Genomic DNA, 16,364 nt, shown 5'->3' on the forward strand with positions numbered 1-16,364 from the left:
ATGCGCGTCATCCAATTCATCGAAGACGGCCAGCTTTGCGTGGGCGTCGTGGCCGGCGACGACGAGATCGAAGTCAGTTCCGCCCGCGAGGGCGTCTACGGCCTGGCCTTGCAGGCGGCGCGCGAAGGCGTGCCGCTGGAAGCGCTGATCCGGCGCCAGGCCTCCAGCCGCCGTGTCCGCTACCAGTCGCTGGTGGACGAGCGGCGCCTGCTGCCGCCGGTCACTCATCCCGACGCCGCCCGCATGCTGATCTCGGGCACCGGCCTGACCCACCTGGGCAGCGCGGCCTCGCGCGATGCCATGCACGCCAAGCTGCAGGAAGACACCAACCTGACCGACTCCATGAAGATGTTCAAGCTGGGCGTCGAGGGCGGCAAGCCGGCGGCGGGCCAGGCGGGGGCGCAGCCCGAATGGTTCTACAAGGGCGACGGCAGCCTGCTGGTGGCACCGGAATGCGACTTCCCCGTGCCCGGCTTCGCGCTGGACGCGGGCGAGGAACCCGAGCTGGTGGGCGTCTACCTGGTGGACGACCAGGGCGCGCCGCGCCGCATCGGCTTCGCCGTGGGCAACGAATTCTCGGACCACCTGACCGAGCGCTTCAACTACCTGTGGCTGGCGCATTCCAAGCTGCGGCCGTGCGCCTTCGGGCCGGAGCTGCTGCTGGGCGAACTGCCCGCCGACCTGCGGGGCGCCAGCCGCATCGTGCGCGGCGGCGAAGTCCTGTGGGAGAAGCCCTTCGTCACCGGCGAGGCCAACATGAGCCACACCCTGGCCAACCTGGAACACCACCACTTCAAGTACCCGCAGTTCCGCCGTCCCGGCGACCTGCACGTGCACTATTTCGGCACGGCCACGCTGAGCTTCTCCGACCAGATCCGCACCGTGGACGGCGACCGCTTCGAGATCTCGCTGGACGGCTTCGGCCGCCCCCTGCGCAACGCGGTCCGCTTCGAACCCGCCCCGGCCATGGTCGGCGTCACGTCCCTGTAGAACCGACATGAATACACCGGAATACCATCTTTACATAGCCGGCGAATGGGTGCCGGGCGTTTCCGCCCGCCCCAACGTCAACCCCTCGGACACCAGCGACGTGATCGGCCTGTACGCGCAGGCCGACGCCGAGCTGGCGCGCCGCGCCATCGCCGCGGCGGCACAGGCCCGGCCGGCCTGGGGCGCGTCCACGCCCCAGCAGCGCTTCGACGTGCTGGACGCGGTCGGCAACGAACTGCTGGCGCGCAAGGAAGAAATCGGCCGCATGCTGTCGCGCGAGGAAGGCAAGACCCTGCCCGAGGGCATGGGCGAGGTCGCGCGCGCCGCCATGATCTTCAAGTTCTTCGCCGGCGAGGCGCTGCGCACGCCGGGCGACCTGCTGCCGTCGGTGCGGCCCAACGTCGGCGTGGAAGTGTTCCGCCAGCCCGTGGGCACGGTCGGCCTGATCACGCCGTGGAACTTCCCCATTGCCATCCCCGCGTGGAAGATCGCGCCGGCGCTGACTTACGGCAACACCGTGGTCTTCAAACCCGCCGAACTGGTGCCGGGCTCGGCCTGGCTGCTGGCCGAGATCCTGTCGCGCACCGCGCTGCCCAAGGGCGCGTTCAACCTCGTCATGGGCGCGGGCTCGGCCGTCGGCCAGGCCTTCGTCGATTCCCCCGAGGTCCAGGCCATCAGCTTCACCGGCTCGGTGGCCACCGGCCGCCGCATCATCGCCGGCGCCACCGCGCGCGGCGCCAAGGTGCAATGCGAGATGGGCGGCAAGAACCCGCTGGTGGTGCTGGACGACGCCAACCTGGAGCAGGCCGTGGAAACCGCGGTGCAGGGTTCGTATTTTTCCACCGGCCAGCGGTGCACGGCGTCGAGCAAGCTGATCGTGACCGCCGGCATCCATGACCGCTTCGTGCAGGCGATGCGGGAGCGCATGGCGAAGCTGAACGTCGGCCACGCGCTGCGCGCCGGCGTGGACATCGGACCCGTGGTGGACGAGCGCCAGCTGGCGCAGAACCTGTCCTACCTGGACATCGCCCGCCGCGAGGGCGCGCAGGCCGTCATCGGCGGCGAAACGCTGGAGCGCGACACCGTCGGCCATTTCCAGGCGCCCGCGCTGGTAACGGGCACCGAGCCCGGCATGCGCATCAATCGCGAGGAAGTCTTCGGCCCCGTCGCCAGCGTGCTGCGCGCCCGCGACTACGACGAGGCCCTGCACCTGGCCAACGACACCGAGTTCGGCCTGGCCTCCGGCATCTGCACGACCTCGCTCAAGCACGCCACGCATTTCCGGCAGCACGCGCAGGCGGGCATGGTGATGGTAAACCTGCCCACGGCCGGGGTCGACTATCACGTGCCCTTCGGCGGCACCAAGGCTTCGTCCTACGGCCCGCGCGAGCAGGGCCGCCACGCGGCCGAGTTCTACACCACGGTCAAGACCGCCTACATCGCAAGCTGAAAACCATCCAGGAGACGAACATGCACTTCCCCACCCCACGCAAGCTGGCCCTGGCCGCCGCCTGCACACTGTTTGCCGCGCCCGCCGTCCAGGCCCAGGGCAACTTTCCCAGCCAGCCGGTCAGGATCATCGTCGGCTCGGAGCCCGGCAGCGCGCCGGACGTGCTGGCCCGCGTGCTGGGCAAGGAACTGTCCGCGGGGCTGGGGCAGGCCATCATCGTCGAGAACCGCGCCGGCGCCACCGGCACCATAGGCGCCAACGCGGTGGCCTCGGCCGCGCCCGACGGCTACACGCTGCTGATGGGCACGGTGTCCAACATCGCGCTGGCCCCGTCCTTCTACCCCATCAAGTACAAGCCCACCGAAAGCTTCACCCCCATCAGCATGGTCGCCTCGGTGCCGCTGGTGCTGGTGGCGTCCCCGGCCACCGGCATCGCCAGCGTCGAGCAGCTGCGCGCCAAGCTCAAGCAGGCGCCCAAGGGCTCGTACAGCTATTCCTCGCCCGGTGTGGGCGGCCCCCAGCACCTGGCCGGCGTGCTGCTGGGCAAGCAGATGGGCACGGAACTGCTGCACGTCCCGTACAAGAGCGGCGGCGCGGCGCTGACCGCGGTGGCGGGCGGCGAGACCCAGGTCGGCTTCGCCGGCATCGCCGCCGCCATCGGGCTGGTGCAGGCCAAGCGCGTGACGCCCCTGTTCGTGACCGCCGGCCAGCGCTTCCCGCAGTTCCCTAACGTGCCATCCGCGCCGGAAGCCGGCCTGCCCGAACTGGACGTGGACAACTGGCACGCGCTGTTCGCGCCGGCCGGCCTGCCCGCGCCGGTGCGCGCCGCGCTGGAGGCGGCGGTCAACAAGGCCTTGCAGTCTCCCGAGGTGAAGAAGCAGTTCGAATCGCTGGGCGCCGCGCCCACCGGCAGCACCGGCAAGGAGCTGGCCGAGAAAGTCACCGCGGAAACCGCGCGCTGGACGAAAATCGTCGACGACAACGGCATCAAGGCACAGTAGATGAAACCCTCCAACCTGCTGATCATCATGGACGACGAGCACAACAAGAAAGTGCTCGGCTACAACGGCCATCCCATGGTCCGCACCCCCAACCTGGACCGGCTGGCGGCGCGCAGCACCTCGTTCGAAGCCGCCTATTCCAGCTCCCCCATCTGCGTGCCGGCGCGGGCGGCCTTCGCCACCGGCCGCCACGTGCACGAAACAGGCTACTGGGACAACGCCATCGCCTACGACGGACGCGTCCCCAGCTGGGCCCACGCGCTGCGCGACGCCGGCCGGCTGGCGGTGTCCATCGGCAAGCTGCACTACACCGGCGACGACATCGATGGCGGCTTCACCGAGCAGATCATCCCCATGCACATCGAGGCCGGGGTCGGCGACCTGTACGGCCTGATACGCGACCCGCTGCCCATCCGCCATCAGTCGGCCGACCTGGCCAAGAGCATCGGCCCCGGCGAAAGCAGCTACACCCGATACGACCGCGACATCACCGACAAGACCGTCGAGTGGCTGCAGGCCCGCGGCCGGCAGCGCCAGGACCAGCCGTGGACGCTGTTCACGTCCTATATCGCGCCCCATTCGCCGCTGATCGCGCCGCCCGAGTTCTACGCGATGTACGACCCCCAGGCCATTCCGCTACCCAAGCGCGCCTCGGGCGCGCTGCATCCGTGGATACAGGCCTGGAACGACTGCTACCGCTTCGACTCGCACTTCGAAAGCGACGAGCAGCGGCGCATCGCCATCGCCTCGTATTTCGGACTGTGCTCGTTCCTGGACCACAACGTCGGGCGCATATTGCACGCGCTGGAGACCAGCGGACTGGCCGCCGACACCCGCGTCATCTTCCTGTCCGACCACGGCGACAACCTCGGCTCGCGCTCGCTGTGGGGCAAGTCGACGATGTACGAGGAATCGGCGGGCATCCCCATGCTGGCCAGCGGCCCCGGCTTCGAGGCCGGCCGCAAGGTGCGCACGCCGGTCTCGCACGTGGACATGTATCCCACCGTCATGCAGGCCGCCGGCCTGGACTGCCCCACGGAACTGCCCGGCAAGTCGCTGCTGGAGATCGCCGCCGAGCCGGACGACGCCCACCGCACCATCCTGAGCGAATACCACGCGGCCGGATCGGTCAGCGCCGCCTACATGCTGCGCCGCGGCCACCACAAGTACATCCACTACACCGGCTACGCGCCCGAGCTGTTCGACCTGGCGCAGGACCCCGAGGAATTGCACGACCTGGCGGGCAAGCCCGAAAGCGCGCCGCTGCTGGCCGGGTTCGAGTCGCACCTGCGCGGCCTGCTCGATCCCGAGGCCGTGGACCGGCAGGCCAAGCGGGACCAGGCCGCGCTGATCGCCCAACATGGCGGCACCGAGCGCATCCTCAAGCGGGGCGGCAGCAGCTACACCCCCATTCCGGGCGAAGAGGTCAAGCTGCTCAATGAACAATGACCCGCTCGGACGCGGCCCGCTGCTGCCCGGTCCCGGCGTGCTGGCCGGGGCCGGCGCGGTGGTCCTGGTAGCGCTGGCGCTGGTGGCCTGGGTAGCCGGCGCCGACGCGCTGGCGTGGCTGCAACAGCCGATGGTGGACGGCCGGCCGCATCGCATCGACATGGTCCAGGCCTGGCATGCGCGCGCGATGGTGCTGGCCTGGGCGGTCATGATCCCGCTGGGCATCCTGGCCGCGCGCTTCTTCAAGGTCACGCCGCGACAGGCGTGGCCGGCGGCGCTGGATAACAAGTGGTGGTGGCACGGCCATCTCGCTCTCCAGATCGGCGGCGTGCTGCTGACCGCGGGCGCGGTGGCGCTGGTCTGGCAAGTGTCGGGGTCGGACACCGGGCTGGCCCGCCTGCACCGCGTCTCGGCCTGGGCCACCTGTGCGCTGGCGGCCTTGCAGGTGCTGGGCGGCGTGCTGCGCGGCTCGAAGGGAAGCCCGGACGAATCGGGCGACCACTACGACATGACCGGCCGGCGCATCGTGTTCGAGGCGGCGCACAAGCTGGCGGGCTATCTGGCGCTGGCCGTGGCGGCCGTGGCGATCGTTACCGGACTGCTGCACGTCAATGCGCCGCGCTGGATGCCAGTGCTGATCGGCGCCTGGAGCCTGGCATGGGCCGGCGCGTTCGCGTGGTTGCAATGCCGGGGCTGGTGCATCGATACCTACCAGGCGATCTGGGGCGCCGACCCGCGCCACCCCGGCAACCGCCGGCCGCCGGTCGGCCCGGGCATCCGGCAACTGGGCGCTCCGCCCGGACCCGCGTGCCCAGGCGGAACGCCGCCGGCCGCCTAGGCCGCGCTCAACGCGTCTTCCAGCATGGCCAGGTCGGCGTCGCCCGCCTGGGCGAACTCCACCAGGAATCCATCGGGATCGACGGCCGTCAGGCGCCGCGCGGCCGGCGCCTCCGCCAGGCATCCCAGCGACCGGAGCCGCCCCGCGGCCGCGTCCAAGTCCGCGCCGCCGCCCACGTCGAAGCCGTAGTGATGCATGCCGGCTGCGTCGCCCTGGACGATCGCCAGCTGATAGGCGGTCGGGTGCCCCGAGGCGCGCAGCAGGATGCCGCCCGGGGTGCGCGCCACGGTCTCCAGCCCCGCCACCTCGGTATAGAAAGCCGCCATGGGCGCCAGCGACCTCGTCGTCAGCACCACGTGCGACAGCCGCAGGGGCTGCATGACCGCGCCGGGCACCGGCCGGCGGTCGGCCTCGGCGCTCCAGCGCCGGTCGGTCGCGGGCGCCTCGCCCCCCGGTTTCCAGGTCGAGGTGATCAATGCCACGTCGCCATGCAGGACGGCGCGCCAGTCCTTGATGGTGTCGGCGTAGAACTCGTTGGTGTTGCCGTCGGGATCCTTCAGGTAGACGCTGTGGGCGATCTGGTGGTCGAGCGTGCGCGGCACCGCGATGCCGGCGGCGCGCGCGCGTTCGTAGGCACGCACCAGCTCGGCCTCGGTGTCCATCTCCCAGGCGATGTGGTTCAGGTTGACCGCCCGCGCCGCGCCCCTGGCGATCTGGGTGTGGCCGTCGCGGCCCTGGCGCGCCTGGGTCGTGCGTTCCATCATGCCGACGTCGTGGGGCGTATGGCCGGTACCCATGAAGGCGGCGCGCAGGCCGCTTTCGGTGAACTCCAGGTTCAGGCCACAGACGTCGCGGTAAAAGTCGATGGACCGCTGCAGATCGGCCACGACGAGATTCACGTGCCCCAGGCGTCGGGGTTGGAAGATGGCTCCCTGGTTCATTGTGGTTTTCCTGTGGTGAGGGTCGAAAGCAGGCGGCCGGCCGCGCGCGACCACTCGCCCGCGGGGTCGGCGCACGCTTCGTGCGAGGTGAAGTGATCGCCCGGCAACACCTGCCAGGTCACGCGGGCGCCAGGCTGCGCGGCCAGGGCGCGAACGAATGCCGGATTCTGTTCGCGCGTGCGGGGGAAATCGTGTTCACCCCAAGCCAGGTGAAAAGGCACGACGCTGCCGGTCACATGCCGTGCCGGGTCCCAGGCATCCAGGTCGCCGCCCAGCGCTTCCCGCATCCTGCGGTCGGCCTCGGCCGCGGGCCGTTGCAGGAAGCCCAGGTCCAGCGGCGCGCTGGAGGGCAGGCAGGCCTTGACCACGTCGCCGGGCAGCCCCGCGTCGCGGCACAGATCCGGGCGCAGGGCCAGCACCGCGGCCAGGTGGCCGCCGGCCGAATGTCCGCCCACGGCGATGCGGCCGGGTTCGCCGCCCAGCGCGGCGACGTGGCGATGGACCCAGCGCAGCGCGGCCACGCAGTCGCCCACGATCTGCGCCATGCCCACGGACGGCGCCAGCCGGTACGACGCGGAGACGAACACCGCAGGCATCGCCAGCACCGACGGCGCCAGGTAGCCCATCCATTCCTTGTAGCCGTTCATCCAGGCGCCGCCGTGGAAATACAGCAGCACCGGCAGCGGACCGCGCGGCGCATCGGGCAGGTAGACATCGGCCTTCTGCCAGTAGTCGTCGCCGTAGGGCTGGTCGGCCAGGACGCGGTGACGTGCCATGACTTCAGCGGTCGCGGCCAGCGCGCGGCGGGCATAGTCGGCCGCGCCGGCGTGCAGCAAGGGGGGAAGTGACGGCAGATCGTCGAACGCCATGGATGCTCCGGAGCGAGATGGACCGATGCCGGCCGCGATAGGGGACAAGGTAGCTCACGCATCAAATACATGCAACTACATTTAAATAGAAAATTAATCCTGTTTAACCTTTTATTGGTGTTTTTCCTAGTCATCAAACATTTAAATGTAATTGCATATATAAAACAAAGGGACTAACTTAGCCGTCATGGCGAGAACCGCTCGCCCCCCAGGAGTCAGCAGATGGCAAGGCGTCACGCAGAAATCTCCGGAGCCGGCTTCGCGGGCCTGACCGCGGCGGCCGCGCTGGCGCAGCGCGGCTGGTCGGTCCGAGTGCATGAACGGGCGGGCAGCCTGCGCACCGCCGGCGCCGGCATCTTCATCTTCGAGAACGGCCTGAAGGTGTTGCGCGCCATCGGCGCCTACGACGAAGCCGTGGCGGGCGGGCACCAGGCCCCGGCACGCGAGACCCGCGACGCCCAGGGCAGGCTGCTGGCCCGCCTGAACACCAGCCAGGACGGCCGGGTCTACACCGTGGTCCGGCAGCAGTTGCTGGAAGCGGTGGCCCAGGCGGCGCGGCGCGCCGGCGCCGAAATCGTCATGAACTCCGAGGTGGTGTCGGCCACGCCGCGCGGCGAACTGACGCTGGCCAGCGGCGAGCGCGCCACCGCCGACCTGGTCGTCGCCGCCGATGGCGTGAACTCGCGCATCCGCGATGCGCTGGGCCTCTTGAAGTCGCGCGTCACCATGGGCGACGGTGCCATCCGCGTGCTGATGCCCCGGCGCGGCGACGCCGTCGATGCCGCCGACGAGATCGTCGAACACTGGTCGGGCAAGCGCCGGCTGCTGTACGTACCCTGCGGCAAGCCATGGCTGTATCTGGCGCTGACGACGCTGCTGGACGACACCGCCGGCCGTGCCCTGCCGCTGGATACGCGCGCCTGGGGCGCCTCGTTTCCGCACCTGCGGCCGCTGCTCGAGCGCATCGGCACGCTGGGGCGCTGGGATCCGTTCGAGACCATTCACCTGCGCACGTGGTCGTCGGGCCGGGTGGCGGTGGTGGGCGATGCCGCGCACGCCCAAGCCCCCAACCTGGGCCAGGGCGGCGGCTGCGCCATGATGAACGCGCTGGGCCTGGCGGTCGCGGTGGACCAGGACCCCGACCTGGGCAGCGCGCTGCGGCGCTGGGAAGCGCGCGAACGGCCGCTGACCGAACACACGCAGCGCGTCTCGCGCTTCTACGGCGCGGTGGGCCGGTGGCCGGAACGGCTGCGGTCCTTCACGTTCAACCTGGCCGGCCGCTCGCACTGGCTGCTCCAGCAGCGCATGCGCACCGCCCACCATTCCCCGACCGGAACCTGAAGCACGGCCTCGCTCCGCCGGCCTTCCCGCCATTCACGATCAACCCGACAGGGGATACTCATGGGTGTTTCCGATCTTTCCCTGGGCGCCGCGGCCGACGGCCGGCGCGCGCCGCTCTTGACCAGCGGCCACATCATCGCCCGCATCGAGCGCCTGACCGCCAGCAGCATGCAGATACGCGCGCGGCTGCTGGTGGGCATGGCCACTTTCTTCGACGGCTTCGACGCCATCGCGATCGCCACCACGCTGCCGCTGCTGATCAAGCAATGGGGCCTGAATTCGACGCAGATCGGCCTGTTGATCGCCGCGGCGGCGGTCGGCCAGCTGATCGGCACCTTTCTCTTTCCCCTGTACGCTCAGCGCCACGGCCGTGTGCGCGCCATTGCCTACAGCTCGGGCATCATCGGCATCACCAGCATCGCCTGCGGCTTCGCGCCCTCGTTCGAGATCTTCCTGCTGCTGCGGGTGATACAGGGCATAGGCCTGGGCGGCGAGCTGCCGGTGGCCGCCACCTACATCAACGAGATCACCCGCGCCCGCAATCGTGGCCGCTTCGTGCTGCTGTACGAGATCATCTACCCCATCGGCTTGCTGGCCTCGGCCGCCCTGGGCGCGTGGCTGGTACCGCGCCACGGCTGGGAGATCATGTACTACCTGGGCGGCGTGCCCGTGATCCTGATGTTCGTGCTGCCGCGCGTGATTCCCGAGTCGCCCCGCTGGCTGGCCGAGAAGGGGCGGCTGGCCGATGCCGACACCGCGCTGGCGCGCTTCGAATCCAGCGCCCGCGTGGCGCTGGCCGAACCGGAAGACGCGCACCGCTACGACGCCATGCTCGCGTCCCATCCGCGCCGCACCGTGCGCGACCTGTTCAGCCGGGCCTACCTGAGCCGCAACGTCGTCGTGGCGCTGCTGTGGTCTTCTTGCGGCTTCATCCAGTATGGCCTGTCGACCTGGCTGCCCACCATCTACCAGACGGTCTACAAGGTGCCGCTGCAACAGGCGCTGAACCTGTCGCTGGGGGCATCGGCGCTGGGCGTGGTGGGTTCGCTGGTGGCGGCGCTGACCGTGGACAGGTTCGGCCGCAAGCCCGTCATCGTCGCCGCCTTCCTGCTGTGCGCCGTCACGCTGGCGCTGGCCGGCGCGCTGTCCGCGCAAAGCATCTACGTCGTGGCGACGCTGTGCTCGCTGGCCTGGGGCTTCCTGGCCTGCGGCTTCATCATTTCCTACGTCTATACGCCCGAGATGTATCCCACCAGCATCCGCGCGCTGGGATGCGGCCTGGGCGGAACCTGGGTCAAGCTCTCGGCCATGATCGCGCCCATGATCGTGGCCGCGCTGATGGCCCAGGGCAGCATGGACCTGGCGTTCTACGTGCTGGGCGCGGTGCCGCTGCTGACGGCGCTAGCCGTGGCCTGGCTGGGCATCGAGACGCGCGGCAAGGTGCTGGAGCAATTGCACGCCTGACGGTGGTCAGGCCTGGTCGCCGTCTTCCTGTTCCAGCTTCTGTACCTGTTCGAACAAGCGGCCCAGCAAGGCATGCAACTGCCGCTGCTCGGCCGGCTCGAGCACCGACGCGGTAACCTCGACGATCCTGCGCGCCTGCGGATCGAGCGCGTCGTACACCGCCACGCCCACCGCCGTCAGCCTGACCTCGACCACCCGGCCGCTGGCGGCGCTGCGGCTGCGCGAGGCGAAGCCACGCTGCTGGAGTTGGTCGACGATGCGACTGACCACCGATTGCTCGATGACGGTGCCCTTGCAGATCTCGCTGATCGAGGCCACGTCCACCCAGCGCAGGAACTGCATGACGCGAAACTGCTGGATGGTCAGGTCGGTGGGCCGCAGCGCCTTCATCAGGCGCGCGTTCAGTCCGTTCATGAGCCGGCTCAGGGCATGCGGCAGGTAGCCTTCGGCCTGGGCCGGCGTGGCAAGCGGCGAACGAGGCGAGGCGGGCTGGTTCATGACGGCTCTGACCCGATCATCTCCAGCGTGACCCGCGTCAGCGGACTATCCGCCTTCGCCAGTTCGCACAGCAGGTTGAAGTGGTTGCAGTGCGCCGCCTCGACCCGCGTCACCTCCGCTCCGGCCTCGCGGCACGCGGCCTCGTAGGCAGCGGTCTGGTGCTTGAAACCGTCGGTCTCCAGCCCGCCCACGGCCGTGATCACCGGCAAGCCGCGGCGCGGCGGCGAGAACATCGGGCTCAGGCGCTCGGCCTGGTCCGGGTACAGCCGCAGCCATTCGTTGATGTTGATGTCGCACAGCGGCCGCAGGTCGAACAGGCCGCTCAGCGCCAGCACGCCCTTGATCACGTCGTCGGGCACGCGGTACTTGTCCTGCCAGCCGGTGGCGGCCAGCATGCCGGCCAGGTGGCCCCCCGCCGAACTGCCGCCCACGTGGATGCGGTCGCGGTCCAGCCCGTAGCGGTCGGCATGGTGGTAAATCCAGGCCACGGCCGAACGCACCTGGCGCACGGTCTCGCCCAGCGTGGCTTCGGGCAGCAGCGTGTATTCGACCGGCGCCACGGCCACGCCGGCGGCGTTGAACGCCGGCGCCATGATGGGCGCGTCTTCCTTGGTTTGCGAACGCCAGTAGCCGCCGTGGATGAACACGAACACGGGCGCCGGCTGGCGCGCGGCCGCGGGCAGGAAGATGTCCAGGCGTTCGGCCGCGCCCATGCCGTATTGCAGGTCGCGTACCGCGGCGCAGCGCTCGCGCGCCGCCTCGGCCAGCTCGGCGTATTCGCACACGCAGGCGTCGAAGTCGGGCACCGAGGCGCGGGCGTTGTACTGCACGGCGCGCTGCGCCAGGTCGGCGAACAGCAGGTCAGGCTGGCTGGGCATGCGGGTCGATTCCTAATCCGGGTGGAAGGAAATCGTACACCGGCTCGACCGACATTTTCTCACTCGACCTTGATCCCGCGGCGTCTGATCAGATCACGGCCGGCGCCGATTTCTCCATCCAGATAGGCTCGCAGCCCGCCTGCGCGCGTCAGCAGCGGCTCCGTGTCCAGTTCAACTCCCATCGCGGCCAGGCGCGAGCGCACCTCCGGATCGGCCAGTGCCTTGCGTAGCGCCGCCGTCAATTCCGTCACGCGCGGCGGGGGCGTGCCCGACGGCGCGACGACCATCTGCCAGGCAGTCGCATCGAATTTCTCCACCCCGGCTTCCCGCAGCGTCGGCACCCTGGACAATTCCGGCAGTCGCGCCGCGCGGCCGATAGCGAGCGGGCGCAGCCCGCCCGACCGGAAATGCGGCAGGGCCCCGGCAACGCCGAGCAGGGCGAAGTCCAGCTGCCCCCCGAGCAGGTCGGTCACGAGGGGCGCCACCCCCTTGTACGGAACGTGCAGCGCCGTGGCGCCTATCGATTCCAGCAGCATTTCCGTTGCCAGATGGTGCGGGGAACCGATGCCGGGCGACCCATAGGACAACGCGCCGGACCTGGCGCGCAGTTGCCGGAACAGCGCCGGCGCATCCGCGACGCCCCGCTGTGCCGGCACGGCCAGCACGAACGGCAGCGTGCCTATCATGACGAGCGGCGTGAAGGACCGCGCGGGGTCGTAGCCGATTTTTTCGTACAGGAACGGAATCGACGTCATCATGGCGTTGTCGACGGTCAGGACCGTGTTGCCGTCCGCCGGCGCCCTGGCCACCGCGGCGGCCGCGATGCCCCCCGCCGCGCCGGGCTTGTTTTCGACGATGACCGGGACATCCAGTCCCCGCCCGACGAACTGGGCAATGGTCCGCGCCACCGTGTCGCTGCCCGCGCCCGGGGCGAAGCCGACCACCCATTTGAGCAGCGCGTCCGATCGAGCCTGGGCGAAAGCGGAGGGGACCCGCCCCACGCCGCAGGCGCCGGCGGCGCCAGATGCAATGAAAGATCGACGCTTCATGACCGGCCTCATCCACGACATTGACATGTTAACATGTTAGCTCGAGCATCAAGACAAATCAATGGACGGATACGAACGATGACCGCAGCGCGTCCGAACTTTCTCATCTTCATCACCGACCAGCATCGCGCGAACCACCTCGGCTGCTACGGCAACCCGATCGTACGCACGCCGCATATCGACCAGCTCGCCGGCGACGGCATGCGCTTCGAACGCGCCTACGTCGCCAATCCCGTCTGCATGCCGAACCGAAGCTCCATGCTGACCGGCCGGATGCCGTCGGTGCACGGGGTGCGGGGCAACGGCATCCCGCTGCCCCTGGAAACCGTCACGTTCGCGGACCTGCTGGCCGAGTCGGGTTACCGCACGGCCCTGATCGGCAAGAGCCACTTCCAGCCGCTCGAGGACCATCCTTCCATGCTGCCGCCGCCGGTGCCGGAACCGGGCATCTCGTCGCCGTCCGCGTCGCTCGCGGAAGCGCGGCGCGGCACGGTCGATCCGGCGCTGTACAGGCAGGAGCTTCGATCGAGCTGGGAGAATCCGGATCACCGCCTGCGCCTGCCCTATTACGGATTCCAGGAAGTCGTGTACTGCAACAACCATGCGGACGAGTGCTTCGGCGACTACCTCCGGTGGCTGCAACGGGAGCATCCCGAAGCGGCCGCGCGGATGGGACGCGAACACGGCCTGCGCGATCCACGCTACGTGGCGCCGCAGGCCTGGCGCACCCACCTCGACGAAGAAGCCTATCCCACGCACTATGTCGCCAGCCAGACCACGGCGTGGCTGGAGCGGCATGCCCGACAGCGGCCCGGGCAGCCGTTCGCCCTCGTATGTTCGTTTCCCGATCCGCACCACCCCTGGACGCCGCCGGGCAGGTATTGGGATATGTACGATCCGGCGGCGATGCCGCTGCCGGAAAGCATGGCCCACGCCGATCAACCCCGCCATGTGCGCTGGCTGCGGGAGGAACGCCAGCGCGGCCAGGCCGCCCTGGACGGCCCTCGGCTGTTCGCCGCCTCCGAGCGGGAGGTCAGGGAAATGATCGCGCTGACCTACGGCATGATCACCAATGTGGACGATCGCATCGGCATGGTGATGCAGACCTTGCGCGCGGTGGGCGCCGACGAGAACACGGTGGTCGTCTTCACGTCCGACCATGGAGACCTGATGGGCGACCATGGCATCATGCTCAAGGGACCGCTGCACTACCAGGGACTGGTCCGCGTACCCCTGATCTGGCGCGAGCCGGGCGGGGCTCCGGCTCGGCAATCATGCACCAGGGACGACCTGGCCAGCGCGATCGACCTGCCCGCCTCCATCCTGCAGCGCGCGGGCATCATGCCTCCGAACGGCTCCCAGGGCCGGCCGCTGGTCACGCGCCAGGGCGCGCCCCGCGCGAGCGGACGGGATGCAGTGCTGATCGAGGAGAACCAGCAGCGCGCCTTCCTGGGATTCGATCAACCGGTCAAGGTCCGCACCGTCGTCACGTCCAGCCACCGCATGAGCGTCTTCGCCGAGGGAGACTGGGGCGAGCTTTATGACCTGGAGCGGGATCCCCACGAACTGCGCAATCTGTGGGACCAACCCGAGGCGTGCGCGCTCAAGCTGGAACTGATGACCCGCCTGGTGAAGCTGCAGATCGAGCATGCGGAGACCAGTCCCCGGCCCGCCCACCGGGCCTGACGCCCACGGCCGCCGTGCTCAGGAGGTTGCCAACGGTTCGCCGGTCTCGCCGGAGGCAAGGTCCTTGAAGGGCGCGAAGCGTTCGATCAGCGCCACCGTCTTGCGGTAGTGCTCGGCCAGCAGCGCGACGGCGCGCTTGCTGTCGCGCGCCAGCGCGGCATCCATCAGGTCCTGGTGCTCGCGGCCGACGTCGCGGCCCACGTCGCCCCAGCCCGAGCGGCCGCGCAGCGTGGGGCGGCGGTAGCGTTCGGTCTGGGTGTACAACTGCACCGACAGCTCCATCAGCCAGCGCGAGCCACAGGCCGCGATCAGGGCGCGATGGAAATCCAGGTGGCGCTGCTCCAGCAGCTCGCTGGCCTCGTCGTCGGGCGCCGGCATGTCGTGGACGCGCCGGGCGGCCAGGTTGAGCGCATGGTAGGCCGCCACCAGGCGGGTTTCCCAGACGTCGTCGCCGTTCTTGAGCGAACGGCGCATGGCCTCGCAATCGATCAGGATGCGGGTCTCGGCCGCATCCCACATTTCCTCGCGCGAGAACGGCGCGACCCGGAAGCCGCGCGAGGCGGTCGACACCACCATGCGTTCGCTCTGCAGGCGGTTCAGCGCCTCGCGGATGGGCGAGAAGCTGATGCCGTAGCGTTGTTTCAGGAACTCCAGGCGCAGGGACTGCCCAGGCTCGATGTCCCCCGAGATGAGATCGCGCCGCAGCGAACGGTAGACCTGCTCGGCCAGGGTGATTTCCTCGACCTCGCCGTCCGGCGCATCGTAAGGCAGTCCGGACTCCTGCCGGGTCGCCTTCACTCGTGGTTTCAACTCGCTTCTCCTGGGCAAGGCCCGCCGCCATACGGCGGGCGGTGGATTCAGAACTTCCCAGATGATAATTCGCCGCCGCCGGGCACGCTCGCGGACGGCTGCGCGGCGTCCAGGGACTCGCCCGGCAGCGGATCGGGATCGTCCAGGAACTGCGCGGGCTGCTGGGTGCGCCGGTTCACGCGCAGGTCGAACACGTCGAAGCGGTTGTAGTGGCCGATGATGTCGTGCATCTGGCGCGGCTGGATGCAGCGCGACAGGTCCACGTCGGCGTAGACAATGCCCTCGCGGTCGATCAGTGGTTCGCCGATGACCCGGCCGTCCGGCCCCAGGATGCCGGAGAACGCGCTGTTCGAGCGGCGCAGCAGGTCGCGGGTGTGCGGATGGGAGGCCGCCATGGCCTCGACGATCTCTTCCGAGATGGTCGAGCACGACACCACCGTGTAGACCTTGCCCTCGAAGCTGTGGGCGGCGGCGCGCACCCGTATGGCCTCGGCCATGTCGTAGTCGGCCGGCGCCACCGGCAGCGAGATGTAGCTGGCCACGTGCACCAGCTCGCCCTGCGCCAGCAGCGCGAAGCGCGCCAGCGTGTTGGTGTTCTCGCCGCAGGCCAGCGCGCCCAGCCGGCCGATGGCGGTGTCGTGCACGCGCAGCGAGGAACCGTCGCCGTTGGCCCAGGTCAGCTTCTCGGCCCAGGTCGGCACCAGCTTGCGGTGGCGGCCCAGCAGCTTGCCGTCGGGGCCGATGGTGACCAGGGTGTTGTAGATCGTGCCCAGGCCGTGCGCGGCCCGCTCGTTCACGCCCACCACCACGTGCACCTTGCAGGCCTGGGCGGCGGCGGCGATGCGCCGGATCTCGGGACCGGGGATCTCGATGGCGCTGCGGCACAGCTTCTCGAACCAGGGGCTGCCCTCGATGGGCGTCATGATCCAGTTCCAGTACGGGTAGCCGGCCACGAACACCTCGGGGAAGGCCACCAGCGAGGCGCCGTTGCCGGCGGCTTCCTCGATCAGCGCGCACACCTTGTCCACGGTGGCGTCGGTGTCCAGGAAAACCGGGGCGGCCTGCACGGCCGCGGCCTTGAAACGGGGGAGATTCAGCAT

The 16,364-nt window shown here is 69.6% G+C and carries 15 protein-coding genes; 8 read left to right on the top strand and 7 right to left on the bottom strand.

Annotation, left to right across the window (positions count from 1 at the left end; genetic code table 11):
* From araD1 to EGT29_RS26835, 5 genes are read left to right on the top strand one after another with little or no spacing between them, the layout of a single operon-like run.
* Entirely contained in the window at positions 1-990 is a 990-nt protein-coding gene (gene araD1 / locus EGT29_RS26815; RefSeq protein WP_124691864.1) for an AraD1 family protein, read from the top strand.
* Between the two features lie 7 nt (positions 991-997).
* A complete protein-coding gene (locus EGT29_RS26820; RefSeq protein WP_124691865.1) occupies positions 998-2,440 on the top strand; it encodes an aldehyde dehydrogenase family protein in 1,443 nt (480 codons plus the stop codon).
* 20 nt (positions 2,441-2,460) lie between these two features.
* The gene (locus EGT29_RS26825) at positions 2,461-3,441 is read left to right on the top strand and encodes a tripartite tricarboxylate transporter substrate binding protein (protein ID WP_238160221.1); all 981 of its coding nucleotides are present in this window, start codon (positions 2,461-2,463) and stop codon (positions 3,439-3,441) included.
* Positions 3,442-4,890, top strand: coding sequence for a sulfatase-like hydrolase/transferase (locus tag EGT29_RS26830; RefSeq protein ID WP_124691866.1), 1,449 nt, complete (start codon positions 3,442-3,444; stop codon positions 4,888-4,890).
* Positions 4,880-5,728 (top strand): cytochrome b561 domain-containing protein, encoded by an 849-nt coding sequence (locus tag EGT29_RS26835; RefSeq protein ID WP_238160222.1) that lies wholly within the window; start codon positions 4,880-4,882, stop codon positions 5,726-5,728. The genes EGT29_RS26830 and EGT29_RS26835 overlap by 11 nt, the downstream gene beginning before the upstream one ends.
* Here the strand turns inward: EGT29_RS26835 and EGT29_RS26840 are convergent.
* A complete protein-coding gene (locus EGT29_RS26840; protein ID WP_124691867.1) occupies positions 5,725-6,669 on the bottom strand; it encodes a VOC family protein in 945 nt (314 codons plus the stop codon). The two genes, EGT29_RS26835 and EGT29_RS26840, sit on opposite strands and share 4 nt — an antisense overlap.
* Positions 6,666-7,538, bottom strand: coding sequence for an alpha/beta hydrolase (locus EGT29_RS26845; protein ID WP_124691868.1), 873 nt, complete (start codon positions 7,536-7,538; stop codon positions 6,666-6,668). The genes EGT29_RS26840 and EGT29_RS26845 overlap by 4 nt, the downstream gene beginning before the upstream one ends.
* Before the next feature lie 222 nt (positions 7,539-7,760).
* On the opposite strand from EGT29_RS26845, the gene EGT29_RS26850 reads away from it, so the two are divergent.
* Together EGT29_RS26850 and EGT29_RS26855 are read left to right on the top strand one after the other, a co-directional pair.
* Entirely contained in the window at positions 7,761-8,879 is a 1,119-nt protein-coding gene (locus EGT29_RS26850) for an NAD(P)/FAD-dependent oxidoreductase (protein WP_124691869.1), read from the top strand.
* 60 nt (positions 8,880-8,939) lie between these two features.
* Entirely contained in the window at positions 8,940-10,343 is a 1,404-nt protein-coding gene (locus tag EGT29_RS26855; protein ID WP_124691870.1) for an MFS transporter, read from the top strand.
* Positions 10,344-10,349: 6 nt separating this feature from the next.
* On the opposite strand, the gene EGT29_RS26860 is transcribed toward EGT29_RS26855, so the two are convergent.
* From EGT29_RS26860 to EGT29_RS26870, 3 genes are read right to left on the bottom strand one after another with little or no spacing between them, the layout of a single operon-like run.
* Entirely contained in the window at positions 10,350-10,841 is a 492-nt protein-coding gene (locus EGT29_RS26860; RefSeq protein ID WP_124691871.1) for a MarR family winged helix-turn-helix transcriptional regulator, read from the bottom strand.
* Positions 10,838-11,719 carry an alpha/beta hydrolase gene (locus tag EGT29_RS26865; RefSeq protein ID WP_124691872.1) on the bottom strand — a complete coding sequence of 294 codons (882 nt, stop codon included), beginning with the start codon at positions 11,717-11,719 and terminating at the stop codon, positions 10,838-10,840. Before EGT29_RS26865 ends, EGT29_RS26860 begins: the two co-directional genes overlap by 4 nt.
* Positions 11,720-11,778: 59 nt before the next feature.
* Positions 11,779-12,768, bottom strand: coding sequence for a tripartite tricarboxylate transporter substrate binding protein (locus EGT29_RS26870; protein WP_161567997.1), 990 nt, complete (start codon positions 12,766-12,768; stop codon positions 11,779-11,781).
* Between the two features lie 78 nt (positions 12,769-12,846).
* Between EGT29_RS26870 and EGT29_RS26875 the strand changes: the two genes are divergently transcribed.
* Positions 12,847-14,454 carry a sulfatase gene (locus EGT29_RS26875; protein ID WP_124691874.1) on the top strand — a complete coding sequence of 536 codons (1,608 nt, stop codon included), beginning with the start codon at positions 12,847-12,849 and terminating at the stop codon, positions 14,452-14,454.
* Between the two features lie 18 nt (positions 14,455-14,472).
* Here the strand turns inward: EGT29_RS26875 and EGT29_RS26880 are convergent, their stop codons facing one another.
* Both EGT29_RS26880 and EGT29_RS26885 read right to left on the bottom strand, forming a co-directional pair.
* On the bottom strand, positions 14,473-15,264 hold the full coding sequence (locus EGT29_RS26880) for a GntR family transcriptional regulator (protein WP_124691875.1): 792 nt from the start codon (positions 15,262-15,264) through the stop codon (positions 14,473-14,475).
* A 47-nt stretch (positions 15,265-15,311) separates the two neighbouring features.
* Positions 15,312-16,364, bottom strand: coding sequence for a carbon-nitrogen hydrolase family protein (locus EGT29_RS26885; protein ID WP_124691876.1), 1,053 nt, complete (start codon positions 16,362-16,364; stop codon positions 15,312-15,314).

The organism is Pigmentiphaga sp. H8 (assembly GCF_003854895.1).
GTDB lineage: Bacteria > Pseudomonadota > Gammaproteobacteria > Burkholderiales > Burkholderiaceae_B > Pigmentiphaga.